Genomic DNA, 14976 nt, shown 5'->3' on the forward strand with positions numbered 1-14976 from the left:
TTGTGGTGAGATGGTGAGTTTTTAAAAAAAAACCTAAAAATACTTGACGCGATCTCAAATGTAATTTACTATTGAATAATAAAAGATCTTGTGGTATTATATTTATTGCATCAGGATGTGCCGAAGTGGTGGAATTGGCAGACGCGCTGGACTCAAAATCCAGTGGGCCCCAAACCCGTGCGGGTTCGACTCCCGCCTTCGGCACCATTTTATTTTGATAGAAACTTCCCCAAAAGGGGAAGTTTATTGTTTGGTATGTATTGGTATGTATTGATATGTTATAATATTGGTGTAAAGTAAAAATATTTAAGAAGGGTAGTTCGTGCAAAATGAGAAAAATTCTGAATAAAGATGAAGTTATTTCTTGTATAAAAGGGATAATCGATCCTAAGGAATATATAAAATTCGCTTATATTTTTGGTTCGTTTGCAGAAAACAGAGAAAAAAAAGATAGTGATATTGATATAGGATTGTTTATTTCGGGGATTGGGGAGGAAAATTACTTTAACATAAAAGTTGATATACAATTGGAAATTCAAGAAATTATTAAAAAAACTGTAGATGTTATAATTATGAATACCGCGCCTCCTTTTTTAAACCATGAAATTTTTAGAAATGGTATTATTATAAAAAACGACGATCCTGCGTTACTTTCACAATTCAGAGCAAAGAACTTTTATTATTACCTGGATCAAATGTATATTATAAATTCTTATTTAAAATCGGTTAAAGAAAAGATAGGGATGAATTTGAAAAATGGTTAAAAAGGAAATAATTTCAAAAAAGATTAATTTAATAAAATATCATTTAGATAGAATAGTTTTAAAAAGTAATATTTCTTTGCAGGAATTTTTGAATAATGAAGATGTTAAAGATATCGTTTGTCACAATTTATTTGTTGTACTGCAAAATATCATTGATATTTGCAATCACATTATTTCGGATGAGGGAATGGAAGAGCCCGTTTATTTATCGGATATGGCGGATATTTTAGCAAAAGAAAAGGTAATACGAAAAGAATTGATAAAGCCCTTAAAAAAAATGATGGGTTTGAGGAATTTACTGGCTCATCAATATGGAGATATAGATTTTAAGGTTATTTATTTTATCGTGCAAAATGAGTTAAAAGATATATATGTTTTCATGGAAGATATAATCTCGTATTCAAAGTTATAATAAAAGCCAATTCAAGCACTTTATCGGATACTCTATATATTGATTATTTCGTACAATTTTTTATAATATATTATAAAAGATATCTTTTAGCTTTCAGGTGCCCCAAAAAAGGGGAGAATAGGGAACCGGGTGAAAATCCCGGGCGGTCCCGCCACTGTAACGGGGATTCCCTTGCAATGTGCCACTGGGAAACCGGGAAGGCGTAAGGGAAGGTGAACCGAAGCCAGGAGACCTGCCTGAAGAGCTTACATCCTCGGGATGATGGTAAAGTCCCTGAGTTGTGTATTTATACGCAGCTTGGGGACTTTTTAATTTATAAAATTTAAAGGAGGGACTTTATGGAGATTTTAAAAGAAGCCATAAAGAGTATTGGCGTGCTGGATGAGATGTCAATGAAAAAGGCTCAAGAAAGGCTTGACAGTCTTACAAAGCCGCGGGGAAGCCTGGGAGTTTTAGAAGAACTGGCGGTAAAGGTAGCGGGTATAAAAAAAGAGGTATTTCCCCGGATAAATAACAAGTTTGTTATTGTAATGGCCGGGGATCACGGAGTGGTAAAAGAAGGAGTAAGCGCTTTCCCCCAGGAAGTAACACCTCAGATGATCATAAATTTCCTTTCCGGTGGTGCGGCAATTAATGTACTTTCCCGTCATGAAGGGGCAAAAATAGTATGTGTGGATGTGGGCACAGCAGCGGATGTGGAGCATCCGGATTTACTTGTAAAAAAAGTAAAAAAAGGTACCGACAATATGACAAAAGGGCCGGCCATGAGCAGGGAAGAAGCCATAAAGGCAATTGAAGTGGGTATTGAAACCGCCTGGGAAGTTATAGATAAAGGAGCCGACCTACTTGCAACGGGCGATATGGGCATAGGTAACACAACGCCGAGCAGCGCTATTTTGGCGGTTTACGCCGATGAACCGATTGAAAATTTGGTGGGGAGGGGGACCGGCGTTGACGATGAAAGGTTATTAAAGAAAATAAATGCGGTGAAAGAAGCTATAAAAATAAACAGGCCTGACCCCGATGATCCAATTGACGTACTGTCTAAGGTGGGTGGTTTGGAGATTGGCGCAATTGCGGGCTGCATTCTTGGGGCGGCTTCCAGAAGGGTTCCTGTTATTATAGACGGGTTTATTTCTACTGCCGGCGCATTGATAGCATCAAAAATCGAGCCTAAGACGGTAAACTTTATGATCCCGTCTCATGTTTCGCAGGAACCCGGGCATAAAGTTATGCTGAAACTTTTAGGGCTTGAACCCATGCTCCATATGAATATGCGCCTCGGAGAGGGCACCGGGGCCGTCCTGGCAATGAATTTGGTAGAAGCTGCTTTAAAAATAATTAAAGAAATGGCTACCTTTGAGGAAGCCGGTGTTTCAAAAGAATTATAATTTATTTATATTTTAAATCATCTACATCCTGTTGGCATAAAACGCAATTTTTCCCTTTTTCTTTTGCCCTGTACATCAGGTCATCCGCCCTTTTTATCAAACTATCAATTGTATCGCCCTCCATGTAACTTGCCACCCCAAAGCTTGCGGTGACTTTTTCGGGGCAAGGTAGAGTGATTCGGGATATATTCTCCCTCAACGTTTCTGCTAAAATAGAAGCTTTATCTACCGGCGTGCTGGGGAGAAATATAATAAATTCTTCACCACCCCAGCGCGCCAAAGTATCAGCCTTCCTGATTCTTTCTTTTATAGTTTTTACTACATACTTTAAGGTTAAGTCACCTATATTGTGACCGTAAAGGTCGTTTATTCTTTTAAAATTATCAATATCGAGCAAAATAATCGAAAAGCTTCCACCGTAACGTTTAACCCTTTCAATCTCTTCTTGCAGTTTTTTTAAAAGATATCTCCGGTTAAAAGCTCCTGTTAAATCATCCGTATAGGATAATCTGCGAAGTCTTATTGCCTGTCTTTTTATTTTTTCCTCAAGAATTTTTCTTTCGGTGATATCATCAAGTATAATTAGAGCCCCTGCAACTTTCCCGCTCTCAATATGGGGTTTTATATGAACCCTTGCCCAGAATTCCTTTCCCCATATGGATTTATAAAATACTTCATAAATTATGGTTTTATTATTTTTCAGGCATTCCTTTAGTTTTGCCGAGAATCCGTATCCCACAAGGTGAGGGAAAGTCAGCAAATTTATTTTTTTGGTTACCTCTTCTGAAGGTGAGCCCAGAATTTCCAGAACCTTGTTATTGATATATATTATATTCCCGTTATTGTCACATCTTAAAATGCCTACGGGTGCATTTTCTGCCAATTCATAATATATCCTCCACATGTTCTCAATTTCTGTCTGAGATTTTTTTCTTTCGGTAATATCTCTTGCTATGCCAACCGCATGCCATTTTTCATTTAATTTCAAAGGTGAAAGCGTTAGCTCAATAAAAACTTTTTCACCATTTTTGTTTTTTGCAGTCAATTCTATCGGGTTTTCCAAAAAACTCAGGTCTCCAGTTTTTCTAAAATTATCAAGGTAATCCTTAAACAGTGTTTCTGCTTTCTCATAGTTATAAGCGAGTATTCTGTGTACATCCTGGTTTATAATTTCCTTTTCCGAATACCCAAAGATTCTTTCGGCAGCGGGATTCCAGAAAACTACTTTTCCCTCGTCGTTAATAACTACAATAGCATCAAAGGCAAAAACGGTAAGTAATTTAATTATATAGTCCTTTTCCGCAAGCTTTTTTTCAAAGACTTTTTGATAGGTAAGATCTTGTACATTAGCAACGCATAATTTCTTTCCAAGGTAATCCAGCATATTCAGTTCTACCTGTACAGGATAGGTAGTTTTATCCTTTCGAAGATGATAGGTTTTAAAAGTTACTGAGGTTTCCTTCTTATCGGATAATTTCTGGATTAATTCCCTGATGGGACTTTTAATGATTTCTGGCGCTATATCGCGAGGAGATAAATTTTTTATTTCCTCTTCTGAATAGCCAAGGTTTTCCCGGGCTTTATTATTTGCGGTGATAAATTTATTGATTTGTAAATCCGTAATTAAAAGCTCATTGGGAGCGTTTTCAAAAATATATTTAAACATACTGGCAAGGCTGTTTGCTCTGTAAAGCTTTAATGCCATTTCAATAGCGGAAATAATTGCCTCATTGCTTACCTTTTTTTCTAAGTAACCATATGCCGTTGTTTCCTTTATTCGATTGATTATTTCCGGGGAGGTCTTAGCCGTCAAAAATATTATGGGAATATCCTTTTTTTGAAGGATCTTTTTTGCTGCCTCTATTCCGTCCATTTCGTCTCCGAGTTCTATATCCATTAAAATCAGGTCGGGTAAAAATGTATAAAAGACCATATCCATAGCTTCAAAAGGATTAGATGCGGTCTGGACTTCATAGCCATTTGCAGAAAGAAGATCCGACATCATTAACCTTAAAAGACGGCTGTCATCTACGACAAGTATTTTTATCCTTTCAGAATCTGAAGTTCTATTGTCAGATATTCCCATTTACGTGCCCCCTCAAGAAAATGTTAAAATTTAGCTTTTAATCAGTATTATACCATTTTGATTTTTATATGTTATCAGGTATTTACAGGTTTATGAAATTTTTTATTATTATCAAAGAATGATAAAGGATGTGGTTCTACCGGCAGGTTTTTAAAATACGGATTTTTTGAGCTTAAGAAGCTTTAAAATTCTTACAGATAAGATATAATTAAAATGATGATTATGTTATTTTCTTTTTTAAAAAATAGACAAAATAAAACGGGGGGGAACTCGCCGGTCCATTCCCCGCGGGTGGTGTCCTTCTGAGTTTTAGGAGGTAAAATTGTGAACATCGAAAGGAACAAGGATAATTTTCGGGAGATGTTTAGAAAAAAGGACTTTATGGCATTAAAAGAAGAAATGTCTATGTTACCCAGTCAGGATGTGGCTGAAATATTAAACCAAATGGAAGCAAAAGAAAGTTTAATTGCTTTTAGACTCCTACCCAAGGATAAAGCAGCAGATGTATTTTCGTATTTATCTGACAAAATAAGAGCCGCTTTTTCCAAAATGATTGAAGAAGATGAATTGAAAAGCCTCATCGAAGATTTATTTTTTGATGATAAAATAGATTTTTTGGAAGAAATGCCAGCTAATGTGGTTAAGAAAATACTCCAAGGGACACCGGAAAGCGAACGAAGGTTAATTAATCAATTTCTGCAGTATCCAGAGCATTCAGCTGGAAGTATTATGACGATTGAATTCGTAGATTTAAAAGCCGATATGACTGTAGAAGAAGCCCTTTCTCATATACGCTATACAGCACCAAAGAAAGAGACCATTTACACATGCTACGTTATAGATAAGCAAAGGCACCTTTTAGGAACTGTCTCTTTAAAAGACCTTGTAGTATCTGAAACGAATCGAAAAATCGAGGATCTTATGGACAAACATATAATTGCGGTAAAAACCGATGATGACCGGGAATACGTAGCTTCACTTTTTAAAAAATACGACCTATTAAGTATGCCCGTAGTGGATCGAGAAAACCGGCTGGTTGGGATAATTACAATCGATGACGTTGTGGATGTTCTAGAACAAGAAAATACAGAAGATATTCAGAGGATGGGAGGAATAAGACCAAGCGAGGAATCGTATTTTAATCAGAGCCCTTTTACGATGGCCAAAAATCGATTACTATGGTTAATTGCCCTTATGGTTTCTGCTACCTTTACTGGGCGTATTATACAATGGTATGAAGAACTTTTACAAACTATGGTAATACTTGCCGCATTTATTCCAATGCTTATGGATACTGGAGGGAATGCAGGTTCTCAATCTTCCACAATGGTTATTAGAGGACTGGCTCTGGGTGAAATAAAATCACGAGATGCTTTAAAAGTTATGTGGAAAGAACTTGTCGTTAGTATTATTGTAGGTATATCTCTTGCAGGTTTAAATTTTATAAGGCTTATCGCTATCGAAAAAGTAAATTATTCAATAGCTTTTGTGGTAAGTACTACTTTGATTGTTGTGGTAGTACTGGCGAAAGTAGTAGGCGGACTGCTTCCACTTCTTGCTAAAATGGTTAAAATCGATCCTGCGATAATGGCAAGTCCCTTAATTACTACAATAGTCGATGCCATGGCGCTTATTTCTTATTTTAAGATTGCCAGGGTATTTTTAAAAATTTAAGATTTTTATGCTACGTTTGATATTGAAAAATAAACGATTTGTATTATAATAAAAATAAAGTAAATTCAAACTGAATACGGTGAACTCAGGGGTGCTTTTAGCTTAAAAGGGAAAGCGGTGAAAATCCGCTGCAGCCCCCGCTACTGTATACGGCGACGAATCCAGTCCCACTGGGAAACCGGGAAGGGTGGAGGAGGATGACCCGTGAGCCAGGAGACCTGCCTCTGGGTAAATGCCGGTCCTTCGGTGGGAAGGGAAAGGCAAAAGGACGAACTTTAAACTGCAAAAAGCCTACCCTTTGGGTAGGTTTTTTTAATACTCTCCGCCGAAGGTGGAGAGTAATTTTTTTGATGAGGTGCGTTATGAAGGGAATCGTAATCTCAGCTCCTTCCAGCGGAAACGGAAAAACTTTGTTTACAATGGGGTTGATAAAAGTATTAAAAGATATGAGTTTTTCAGTATTCCCGTGCAAGGTAGGACCGGATTACATCGATACGGGGTTTCTAGGGAGGGCCGCGGAGGTAACCGCTCAGAATATAGATCCTTTTCTTCAGGGGAAGGATTATAAAAAACTGATAGAAAAAAATAACGACCTTTGTGTAATTGAAGGGGTCATGGGCTTTTTCGACGGTATTTCCAATACATTTATAAATTCCACCTTTCATATAACGAGGGAACTCGGCTTGAATTCGGTGCTCGTATACACACCGAGGGGAGAAATGTTTTCGGCAGCGGTAAAGATCAAGGGGATGGTGGATTTCAGTAAAGGGGCAATAAAAGGTGTGGTGTTAAACAGGGTTTCCCCTACCACTTATAAGTTATTAAAAGAGGCCATAGAAAAATGCGCGGGTGTAAAGGTGCTGGGTTATATTGAAGAGGACAAAGGGCTTGCAGTAAATTCCCGGCATCTCGGGCTCATTCAGAATACGGAGATAGAGGGGTTTGACGAAATCCTGGACAGAATGGCCTATCGTATAAAAGAAAGCGTGGATGTAAAAGCGCTGCTTGGGCTTTTTGAAGAAATAGACCTGCCCGGAGACGGATTTATCCAGCCCTTAAAAACCAACCGCAAAGCAGCTGTAGCATTTGATAAAGCCTTTTCCTTTTACTACAGGGAAAACATTAATATTTTATCAAACCTTTTTGATGTTACTTTTTTTTCTCCGATGAAAGATAAACGCCTTCCCGATTGCGATTTCCTTTATATAGGCGGGGGATATCCCGAGGTCTTTAAAGAGGAGCTTTCGGAAAACCGCTCCATTCTCAGTTCCATAAGGGAATTTGCCGAAGGAGGGGGGTATATATTCGCCGAGTGCGGAGGGCTTATGTACCTCACCCGAAAAATTGACGGGTTTGAGATGGTCGGGGTATTTGACGGAGAAAGCCATATGACCGATAGGCTGCAGAACTTTGGATACGGTAGGGCAAAGGTTCTGGAAGACTGCCTCATAGGACCGAAAGGCTTTCAATTTAACGTCCATGAATTTCACAGGTCCGTTTCAAATATCAACAGAAAAAGCTGCCTGCTGATTAAGAGGATAAGGGATGATGGGGAAAACTTGTGCGGTTATCAGTACAAAAATACCTTCGGCATGTATCCCCACGTGAGTTTTCTCGGCAGCTTTAAAATCCTCGAAAGTATATTAAATAAAATGGGGAGGAGATGAAATGGAAGCGATTTTACTGGTAAGCCACGGAAGCAGGGAAAGCTCCACGGCAATGACGGTGGAAAGGGTGGCGCGGGAGCTGGAAAATACCCTGGGGAGAACGGTGGTTCCTGCTTTTATGGAGTTCAACGAACCCGGAGTAGGAAAAGCCCTGGAACTATTATACCAGCAGGGGTATAAGAAAGTTACGGTGCTTCCCTATTTCCTCTTTTCGGGAATTCATATAAAAAAAGACGTACCAAAAATAATAAATTCCTTTGTAAGGGATAAAGGGGACGTGAAGGTAAATATGGTTTCACCCATAGGCTATCACCCCCTCTTAATAGAAATTTTAAAGGACAGGTTAAACGAAGGGAGGGAAAAAATAAACGATGTTCATTAAGGACCCCGAATTGATAGAAAAAAAGAGCTTTGAAATTATAAAATCGGGGCTTTTAAAAAGCCACGGGGATGGAGAACTTCAAATAATCCTCAGAGCCATACACGCCACAGGGGATTTCGATTACGAAAACCTGCTGGTTTTCAAAAATAACCCCGTGGAGGCGGCGCGCGGGGCATTTGATAAAGGCTGCAGGGTATTTGCGGATACCCGAATGGCTTATTCGGGAATAAATAAAAGGTTTTTGGGTGAAATGGGTGGGAAAATCTTTTGCTTCATAGATGAGGATGAAACCAGGGTTATTGCCGAGAAAAAAAGGATTACCCGATCCATGGCATCCGTAGAAAGGGCTCTCATGGAGGGAGTGGATGTTTTCGTCATAGGCAACGCCCCCACCGCTCTTTTTTACCTTTGTTCCCTAATCGAAAGGGGAAGGGTGCTTCCCTCGCTGGTCATTGGGGTGCCGGTGGGTTTCGTGGGAGCCTGCGAGTCAAAGGAGTATTTGAGGACCATTAATGTGGCGTCCATATCCACCCGGGGAAGCAAGGGTGGCAGCAACGTGGCGGCTGCCATTTTCAACGCGTTGATGTATTCGTACCGTCCGGAGGTGAAAAGGTGGAGGTAATAAGATACGGAAAAAAGATGAGATGCGGCTATACCACGGGAAGCTGCGCTGCCGCTGCCGCAAAAGCCGCTGTGATAAGGCTTCTGGGCGGGGACTGCCGCGAGGTCCAGGTGAATACACCTTCTGGCGAAGTGCTATTGATTGAAATATCCGAATGCCGCGTGGAAAGGGACGAGGCTATATGCCGGGTGGTGAAGGATGCAGGGGATGATGCGGACGCTACCGACGGCATAGCTATTTACGCTAAGGTTTCCCTGAAAGGGGACGGCAGGGTGCTGATCGAGGGGGGCGAGGGCATAGGAAGGTTTAAAGAAAATTCTCCCTACGGAAAAAAGGGTGAGGCGGCGATAAATAAAGTTCCCAGAAGGATGATAGAGGCCTCGGTGCTCGAAGCGCACCCGGGAGGAGCTAATGTTTTAATCTTTGCGCCGGAGGGAAGGGAAATTGCAAAAAAAACTTATAATCCCAGGATGGGCATAGAAGGCGGTATATCCATTCTCGGCACCACCGGAATAGTTTATCCCATGTCCGAAGAAGCTTACAAAAAGGTGATGTACACCGAACTTGAGGTGATGAGGAAGAATACCGACGAAGCGGTATTGACCTTCGGTAATTACGGTATGGAATACATAAGAAAAGCAGGGCTTTCAAAAGAAATGGTGAAAATATCTAACTTTGTGGGCGAGGCGCTGCTTTACTGCAGGGAACTCGGTTTTAAGAAGGTCACCCTGGTGGGACACGTGGGAAAGATGTGTAAGATTTCCATCGGGGCATTCAACACCTCCAGCAGGGTGGTGGATTCCCGGGTGGAAGCATTCGTCTACTATCTGGCGAAAAACGGCGCGCCGCGGGATTTAATAGAAAGCGTGGAGCGCTTTAAAACTGCTGAGGAATGCGCAAATTTTTTGCGGGAATCGGGGTATGAGGGCGTGCTGGAGGACATGAAGGAGGGCATAGTGCGAAGGATTAAGGCTTATTTGAAGGATGATAATATGAAAATCGAGGTTTTCATGTATACCTTTAAAGAAATGCAGGGGTGGGGAAAATGGTCCTCGTGGGGATAGGCCCCGGGAATCCGAAATATGCAAGCGTCCGGGCAGTGGAAGTGATAAAAAGCTCCAAGCGGGTTATTGCCTTCAAAAGGGTAGCCGAAAGCATAGGAGGGTTAAACAGGGTAGAATGCATACAAAATTTGGAGGACCTTTTAAAAATCGAAGGGGATTACACCCTGGTGGTATCGGGGGATCCGCTGCTTTACAGCGCGGCGGATTTTTTGAAAAGGAACAACGTGAAAATTGACGAAATAATTCCCTCCATATCTTGTTTTCAGTACATGTTATCGAAAATACAAAAAAACTGGGAGGATGCTTCATTTTTGAGCCTTCACGGTAAGAATCCGGATTGGACAAAGGTCAAAAATCCGGGAATAACCATAGTATTTACCGATTCGCAAAATACTCCGGATAAAATTTCCAAAACGTTATTTCAAAAGGGATTCAGGGGCAAGATTTACGCGGGTTTTAATCTCTCCTATGAGGATGAAATTATTCTGGAAAAAAGCATAGGGGATGAAATAGAAATTTTTTCGGATTTGAGCTTGGCGGTGGTGGAAACATGTGGATAAAAGACGAGGAGTTTATCAGGGGCAATATCCCGATGACCAAGTTCGAGGTAAGGGCTGTCACCCTTTCCTATTTGGATATTTCAATGGGGGATGTGCTTTTGGACCTCGGCGCGGGGACGGGAAGCATTTCCGTTCAGAGCGCCCTTTTGGGCGCAAGGGTTGTTGCTGTTGACAGGGAAAAAAAAGCAGTGAAGTTAATAAAGGAAAACGCGCAAAAGTTCAATGTTGACATAGAGATTTTTGAAGGAGATGCGGTGGAAGCGGTCGGCAGGTTTAATTTCAATAAGTGCTTTATCGGAGGAAGCGGCGGGAAAATGGAGGCCATACTGGAAGCCGTAGATGACAGGCTGCCCCCCGGGGGAGTGGTGGCTGCAAACTTTATAAAACCCGAAAACGCATGGAAGTTTCATGAAAGGCTAAAAAAATTAAATTACGAAGTAGATTCCTGCATGGTGAGCGTTGTCAGGGTGGACGAAAGGGGAATTTTTAAAGCCCTGACTCCGGTGATGATAGTGCGGGCTAAAAAAGGGGGATTGGGATGGGCATACTTTACGGAATAGGAATAGGACCGGGCGACCCCGAGCTGATAACCTTGAAGGCGCTGAACGTTTTAAAATCCTGCGATGTAATTTTTTTGCCCTCAAACAGGGGATACAGCCTTGCGGAGGTTGTAATAAGGGATTACCTTGGGGATGCAAAAAGGGTGTACTTAGAATTCCCAATGGGAGAGGACAACAGCCGGGCTTACAAAAACGCAGCTATGGAAATTTTTCGCATTCTCTGCGGCGATAAAAAAGGTGCTTTTGTAACCCTGGGTGATCCCATGTGTTACAGCACATTTATTTACCTTTTTGAAGAAATTAAAGCCCTCGGGGTTGAAGTGAGCATAATCCCCGGCGTACCCTCCTTCAGCGCGGTGTTTTCCCTGCTGAAAATACCCTTTGCCCGAAAGGGGCAGGCGGTGCTTGTGGCGGATAAGTGGTTTAATAATGATGAAGTTGTTAACACCGACAGGGTGCTGCTTTTGAAGGGCAGTGGGAATAAGGAGGCGATTTTTGCCCTGAAAAAGATGGGCTATGAGGTGTATTATGCCAAAAGGATTTTCATGGAAGGTGAGGGAATTTACACCCGGGAAGAGGACATAATGAACGATGCGGATTATTTTTCGATGATTATAGGGGTAAGGGGATGAGCGCATGGTTTACTTTGTAGGGGCTGGGCCCGGGGATGTGGACCTCATCACCGTCAGGGGGAGGAAACTGCTTGAAAAGGCGGATGTGGTTATTTATACGGGGTCGCTCGTTTCTCGGGAGCATTTGAAGTTCTGCAAAAAAAAAGCTGTCCTCATTGACAGCTCCGGGCTGACCTTGGAGGAAATACTGGAGGTTATTAAAACCTATGAAGGTGAGAATAAGATAATTGTCCGGCTTCATACCGGAGACCCGACTATATACGGTGCCATTGCAGAGCAGATGGAGGGACTGCAAAAGATGGGCATAGATTACGAAGTAGTGCCCGGTGTGAGCTCTTTTACTGCAGCGGGAGCGGTATTAAAAAAGGAATTTACCGTTCCGGGGCTTTCCCAGACGGTGATACTCACCAGACTTGCCGGGAAAACCCCCGTTCCAGAAAGGGAGGATTTAGCACAGCTTTCTAAAATAGGTGCTTCCATGGCGATATTTCTTTCGGTAAAGAATATAGAAGATGTGGTAAAAAAACTCAGGACGGGTTACCGGGAGGATACTCCGGTGGCGGTGGTTTACAAAGCCACGTGGGAAGACCAAAAAATTGTCTTAGGTACTTTAAAAAACATTTGCGATAGGGTAAGGGAGGAGGGCTTTGAAAGCACTGCGATCATACTGGTGGGAGAATTTTTAACCGGGACCGGTAAAAGCAGACTCTACTCGAAAGATTTTTCCCATGCCTTCAGGGAGGCGAAAAATTGATTGCGTGCATTTATTTTACCCAAGAGGGGGAAAAAATTGCCTTTAAGATAAAGGAGCATTTTCAAGATGCAGAGATTTATAAAAAAGATAGTTATAAAGAAAATTTGAAAGCTGTTTTTGAGAATTACGACAAAATTATTTTTATCTCTGCCGCAGGTATTGCGGTAAGGCTTATAGCCCCGTACATACGGGATAAATGGAACGACCCGGCAGTGTTGGTGGTTGACGATATGGGGCGGCACGTGATAAGCCTCCTTTCTGGTCACTTCGGCGGTGCAAACGAATTTGCTGTAAAGGTGGCCGAAGTATTAAATGCCATTCCGGTCATAACCACCGCTTCGGATTCCCGGGGATTTGAGAGCATAGACCTTTTTGCTAAAAAAAGAAATTTTGTTATAGAAAATCCGGAGGATGTGAAGGTCATCACCTCACTAATGCTGCAAAAACGGAAAATCGCGGTGTTTTCCGATATAGGTCCGGTTGAAATTAATTACCCCTTTCTTTCCCGGGAAGGGGAGGGCTTTATTTATATAACTTATAAGGATAAGTTTGATAAAAAATACCCTTCCTGTGTGTTAAGGCCTAAGGTACTGAACGTAGGAATAGGGTGCAAAAGGGGAACTACTGAAAAACAAATTGAAGAAGCCATAAACAGGGTATTTTTAGAAAATAATCTCAGCGTAAAATGCATAAAAAGGATGGCCACCGTGGATTTAAAACGGGATGAAAGGGGCCTTATTAAGTTTGCCGGGGAAAAAAACTTACCTTTAAGGTTTTTCTCAAGAGAAGAGATAAGAAAGGTTCAGGGGATGTTTACAAAAAGCGAATTTGTTTATCAGAGCCTGGGGGTCTACTCGGTGGCTGAACCCTGCGCCTTCCTTCTTTCTCCGGAAATTATTGTAAGAAAAACGGCGGTGAATGGGGTGACCCTTTCGGTATCCAGGGAGGTATTCGATGTCTAAACTTTATATTGTCGGCATAGGCTCGGGAAATGTTAAAACAATGACAATTAGAGCTTTGGAATGCATTAAATCTACCCGGGTGGTGGTGGGATACCATGGCTATATTGAGCTCATTAAAGACCTTTTAAAAGATAAAATTGTAATAAGTTCCGGTATGGGGCAGGAGGTAAAAAGATGCCGCATTGCCGTCGAAAAGGTCAAAGAGGGCTATGACACCTGCATTGTTTCTTCAGGCGATGCGGGTCTTTACGGTATGGCGGGACTCGTTCTGGAAATAGAAAGTTGTATAGATTTTGAGGTGGTGCCCGGGGTAAGTGCCGCCTTCCTTGCAGCATCCTGTTTAGGAGCCCCTCTCATGGACGATATGTGCACGGTAAGTTTAAGCGACCACCTGACGCCATGGGAGGTTGTAAAAAAGCGTTTGGTGGCGGCAGCCCAGGGGGATTTTGTGATTGCGTTGTACAATCCGAGAAGTATTTTGCGCCCGGATAACCTTGAAAGAGCGGTTCAGCTGCTTTTGAGCTACAGGGATGAAAACACTCCGGTGGGAATTGTTAAAAATGCAGGAAGGGAAGGGGAAAGTGTAATTATTACCACCCTCGGGAATATAAAATACGAGGTGGTCGATATGATGACAACGCTAATAGTGGGTAACAGCAGAACTTATATAAAGGATAATACAATAATAACCCCGAGGGGGTATCCTATTTGATCTGGATAATAGGGGGAACTTCCGATGTGAAAAAGCTGCTTTTGATGATACATAAAAAGGCGGATTATGCTGTTACCGTGGCCACTGATGAGGGGAAAAGGGAGCTCGAAGGATACCATTGTCTTGTGAAGAAAATGAACTGCGAAGAGATGAGGGTGTTTATAAGGGATTTTTCCGTAAAGGCGGTGGTGGACATGTCCCACCCCTTTGCAGTGGAGGTCACCTGCAATGCCCGAAAAGCCGCACAGGAAGAGGGAATAGAATATATAAGGTATCTGAGAAGGGGCGAAGAAGTAAAAGGCTACAGGGTATTTGAAACCTTTGAGGATTGCGCCCGTTATCTTAAGGAAAAAGAAGGGAATGTATTTTTTACCATAGGCTCAAAAAATATCGAACTTTTTGAAAGGATTAAAGGTAACAGCAGGTACGTTTACAGGATTTTGCCGGCAGAATTCAGCATTTCCCGCTGCAAAGAATTGAACATACCTATGGAAAACATAGTTGCCATGAAGGGCCCTTTTTCCGTACAGCTAAATGCGGCTCTTTTTAAGGAATACGAAGCAAAATACGTGGTGATGAAGGAAAGCGGGGAGGAGGGAGGTTTCAGAGAAAAAATAAAAGCTTGTGAGATACTGGGGATCGAGCCCCTTGTGATAAAAAGGCCCGAAGAAAGCGGGATCCAGAGCGTTGAAGAAATACTTAATAGAATAAAAAAATTAGGATTGATAAAGTAG

The 14976-nt window shown here is 41.6% G+C and carries 16 protein-coding genes, 1 tRNA gene and 2 riboswitches; of the genes, 16 read left to right on the top strand and 1 reads right to left on the bottom strand.

The window, feature by feature from the left end:
• The first annotated feature begins 119 nt into the window (after nucleotides 1–119).
• From ACPLOV_RS08690 to cobT, 4 genes are all read left to right on the top strand, one after another.
• Nucleotides 120–207: transfer RNA gene (locus ACPLOV_RS08690), tRNA-Leu, on the top strand.
• 122 nt (nucleotides 208–329) lie between these two features.
• Entirely contained in the window at nucleotides 330–764 is a 435-nt protein-coding gene (gene mntA, locus ACPLOV_RS08695; RefSeq protein WP_424911028.1) for a type VII toxin-antitoxin system MntA family adenylyltransferase antitoxin, read from the top strand.
• The gene (hepT, locus tag ACPLOV_RS08700) at nucleotides 757–1176 is read left to right on the top strand and encodes a type VII toxin-antitoxin system HepT family RNase toxin (RefSeq protein WP_424911029.1); all 420 of its coding nucleotides are present in this window, start codon (nucleotides 757–759) and stop codon (nucleotides 1174–1176) included. The genes mntA and hepT overlap by 8 nt, the downstream gene beginning before the upstream one ends.
• A 79-nt stretch (nucleotides 1177–1255) precedes the next feature.
• Nucleotides 1256–1430: riboswitch (cobalamin riboswitch) on the top strand.
• Nucleotides 1431–1514: 84 nt separating this feature from the next.
• A complete protein-coding gene (gene cobT / locus ACPLOV_RS08705; protein ID WP_424909860.1) occupies nucleotides 1515–2567 on the top strand; it encodes a nicotinate-nucleotide--dimethylbenzimidazole phosphoribosyltransferase in 1053 nt (350 codons plus the stop codon).
• A 1-nt stretch (nucleotide 2568) separates the two neighbouring features.
• Here the strand turns inward: cobT and ACPLOV_RS08710 are convergent, their stop codons facing one another.
• The gene (locus ACPLOV_RS08710) at nucleotides 2569–4653 is read right to left on the bottom strand and encodes a PAS domain S-box protein (RefSeq protein ID WP_424911030.1); all 2085 of its coding nucleotides are present in this window, start codon (nucleotides 4651–4653) and stop codon (nucleotides 2569–2571) included.
• A 360-nt stretch (nucleotides 4654–5013) separates the two neighbouring features.
• Here ACPLOV_RS08710 and mgtE point away from each other — a divergent pair, with 360 nt between their 5' ends.
• The 12 genes from mgtE (at nucleotide 5014) to cobK (ending at nucleotide 14976) form a co-directional block, all read left to right on the top strand.
• The gene (gene mgtE, locus ACPLOV_RS08715) at nucleotides 5014–6327 is read left to right on the top strand and encodes a magnesium transporter (protein WP_424911053.1); all 1314 of its coding nucleotides are present in this window, start codon (nucleotides 5014–5016) and stop codon (nucleotides 6325–6327) included.
• Nucleotides 6328–6399: 72 nt separating this feature from the next.
• A riboswitch (cobalamin riboswitch) is annotated at nucleotides 6400–6567 on the top strand.
• Nucleotides 6525–7994 carry a cobyrinate a,c-diamide synthase gene (locus ACPLOV_RS08720; protein WP_424911031.1) on the top strand — a complete coding sequence of 490 codons (1470 nt, stop codon included), beginning with the start codon at nucleotides 6525–6527 and terminating at the stop codon, nucleotides 7992–7994. It overlaps the preceding riboswitch by 43 nt.
• A gap of 1 nt (nucleotide 7995) precedes the next feature.
• Nucleotides 7996–8376 (top strand): sirohydrochlorin chelatase, encoded by a 381-nt coding sequence (locus tag ACPLOV_RS08725; protein WP_424909863.1) that lies wholly within the window; start codon nucleotides 7996–7998, stop codon nucleotides 8374–8376.
• Nucleotides 8366–8998, top strand: a complete 633-nt coding sequence (locus ACPLOV_RS08730) for a precorrin-8X methylmutase (protein ID WP_424911032.1) — start codon at nucleotides 8366–8368, stop codon at nucleotides 8996–8998. Before ACPLOV_RS08725 ends, ACPLOV_RS08730 begins: the two co-directional genes overlap by 11 nt.
• Nucleotides 8989–10062 carry a cobalt-precorrin-5B (C(1))-methyltransferase CbiD gene (gene cbiD, locus ACPLOV_RS08735; RefSeq protein WP_424911033.1) on the top strand — a complete coding sequence of 358 codons (1074 nt, stop codon included), beginning with the start codon at nucleotides 8989–8991 and terminating at the stop codon, nucleotides 10060–10062. Before ACPLOV_RS08730 ends, cbiD begins: the two co-directional genes overlap by 10 nt.
• Nucleotides 10044–10622, top strand: a complete 579-nt coding sequence (gene cbiE / locus ACPLOV_RS08740; RefSeq protein ID WP_424909573.1) for a precorrin-6y C5,15-methyltransferase (decarboxylating) subunit CbiE — start codon at nucleotides 10044–10046, stop codon at nucleotides 10620–10622. The genes cbiD and cbiE overlap by 19 nt, the downstream gene beginning before the upstream one ends.
• Entirely contained in the window at nucleotides 10613–11182 is a 570-nt protein-coding gene (cbiT, locus tag ACPLOV_RS08745; RefSeq protein ID WP_424909574.1) for a precorrin-6Y C5,15-methyltransferase (decarboxylating) subunit CbiT, read from the top strand. The genes cbiE and cbiT overlap by 10 nt, the downstream gene beginning before the upstream one ends.
• Nucleotides 11161–11814 (top strand): precorrin-2 C(20)-methyltransferase, encoded by a 654-nt coding sequence (gene cobI / locus ACPLOV_RS08750; RefSeq protein WP_424911034.1) that lies wholly within the window; start codon nucleotides 11161–11163, stop codon nucleotides 11812–11814. The genes cbiT and cobI overlap by 22 nt, the downstream gene beginning before the upstream one ends.
• Before the next feature lie 4 nt (nucleotides 11815–11818).
• Nucleotides 11819–12568, top strand: coding sequence for a precorrin-4 C(11)-methyltransferase (gene cobM, locus ACPLOV_RS08755; protein ID WP_424909577.1), 750 nt, complete (start codon nucleotides 11819–11821; stop codon nucleotides 12566–12568).
• The gene (gene cbiG, locus ACPLOV_RS08760; RefSeq protein WP_424909578.1) at nucleotides 12565–13530 is read left to right on the top strand and encodes a cobalt-precorrin 5A hydrolase; all 966 of its coding nucleotides are present in this window, start codon (nucleotides 12565–12567) and stop codon (nucleotides 13528–13530) included. Before cobM ends, cbiG begins: the two co-directional genes overlap by 4 nt.
• Nucleotides 13523–14242 (top strand): precorrin-3B C(17)-methyltransferase, encoded by a 720-nt coding sequence (cobJ, locus tag ACPLOV_RS08765; RefSeq protein WP_424909579.1) that lies wholly within the window; start codon nucleotides 13523–13525, stop codon nucleotides 14240–14242. Before cbiG ends, cobJ begins: the two co-directional genes overlap by 8 nt.
• The gene (gene cobK, locus ACPLOV_RS08770; protein WP_424911036.1) at nucleotides 14239–14976 is read left to right on the top strand and encodes a precorrin-6A reductase; all 738 of its coding nucleotides are present in this window, start codon (nucleotides 14239–14241) and stop codon (nucleotides 14974–14976) included. The genes cobJ and cobK overlap by 4 nt, the downstream gene beginning before the upstream one ends.

It is taken from the genome of Thermovenabulum sp. (assembly GCF_049723235.1).
GTDB lineage: Bacteria > Bacillota > Thermosediminibacteria > Thermosediminibacterales > Thermosediminibacteraceae > Thermovenabulum.

What these genes read in the sequence shown, in the direction of transcription:
- ACPLOV_RS08710 (WP_424911030.1), bottom strand. Translation starts at nt 4,653, where the DNA reads ATGGGAATATCTGACAATAGAACTTCAGATTCTGAAAGGATAAAAATA.
- ACPLOV_RS08725 (WP_424909863.1), top strand. Translation starts at nt 7,996, where the DNA reads ATGGAAGCGATTTTACTGGTAAGCCACGGAAGCAGGGAAAGCTCCACG.
- ACPLOV_RS08730 (WP_424911032.1), top strand. Translation starts at nt 8,366, where the DNA reads ATGTTCATTAAGGACCCCGAATTGATAGAAAAAAAGAGCTTTGAAATT.
- cobM (WP_424909577.1), top strand. Translation starts at nt 11,819, where the DNA reads ATGGTTTACTTTGTAGGGGCTGGGCCCGGGGATGTGGACCTCATCACC.
- cobJ (WP_424909579.1), top strand. Translation starts at nt 13,523, where the DNA reads ATGTCTAAACTTTATATTGTCGGCATAGGCTCGGGAAATGTTAAAACA.
- hepT (WP_424911029.1), top strand. Translation starts at nt 757, where the DNA reads ATGGTTAAAAAGGAAATAATTTCAAAAAAGATTAATTTAATAAAATAT.
- cbiE (WP_424909573.1), top strand. Translation starts at nt 10,044, where the DNA reads ATGGTCCTCGTGGGGATAGGCCCCGGGAATCCGAAATATGCAAGCGTC.
- cobT (WP_424909860.1), top strand. Translation starts at nt 1,515, where the DNA reads ATGGAGATTTTAAAAGAAGCCATAAAGAGTATTGGCGTGCTGGATGAG.
- cbiT (WP_424909574.1), top strand. Translation starts at nt 10,613, where the DNA reads ATGTGGATAAAAGACGAGGAGTTTATCAGGGGCAATATCCCGATGACC.
- mntA (WP_424911028.1), top strand. Translation starts at nt 330, where the DNA reads ATGAGAAAAATTCTGAATAAAGATGAAGTTATTTCTTGTATAAAAGGG.
- mgtE (WP_424911053.1), top strand. Translation starts at nt 5,014, where the DNA reads ATGTTTAGAAAAAAGGACTTTATGGCATTAAAAGAAGAAATGTCTATG.
- cobI (WP_424911034.1), top strand. Translation starts at nt 11,161, where the DNA reads ATGGGCATACTTTACGGAATAGGAATAGGACCGGGCGACCCCGAGCTG.
- ACPLOV_RS08720 (WP_424911031.1), top strand. Translation starts at nt 6,525, where the DNA reads ATGACCCGTGAGCCAGGAGACCTGCCTCTGGGTAAATGCCGGTCCTTC.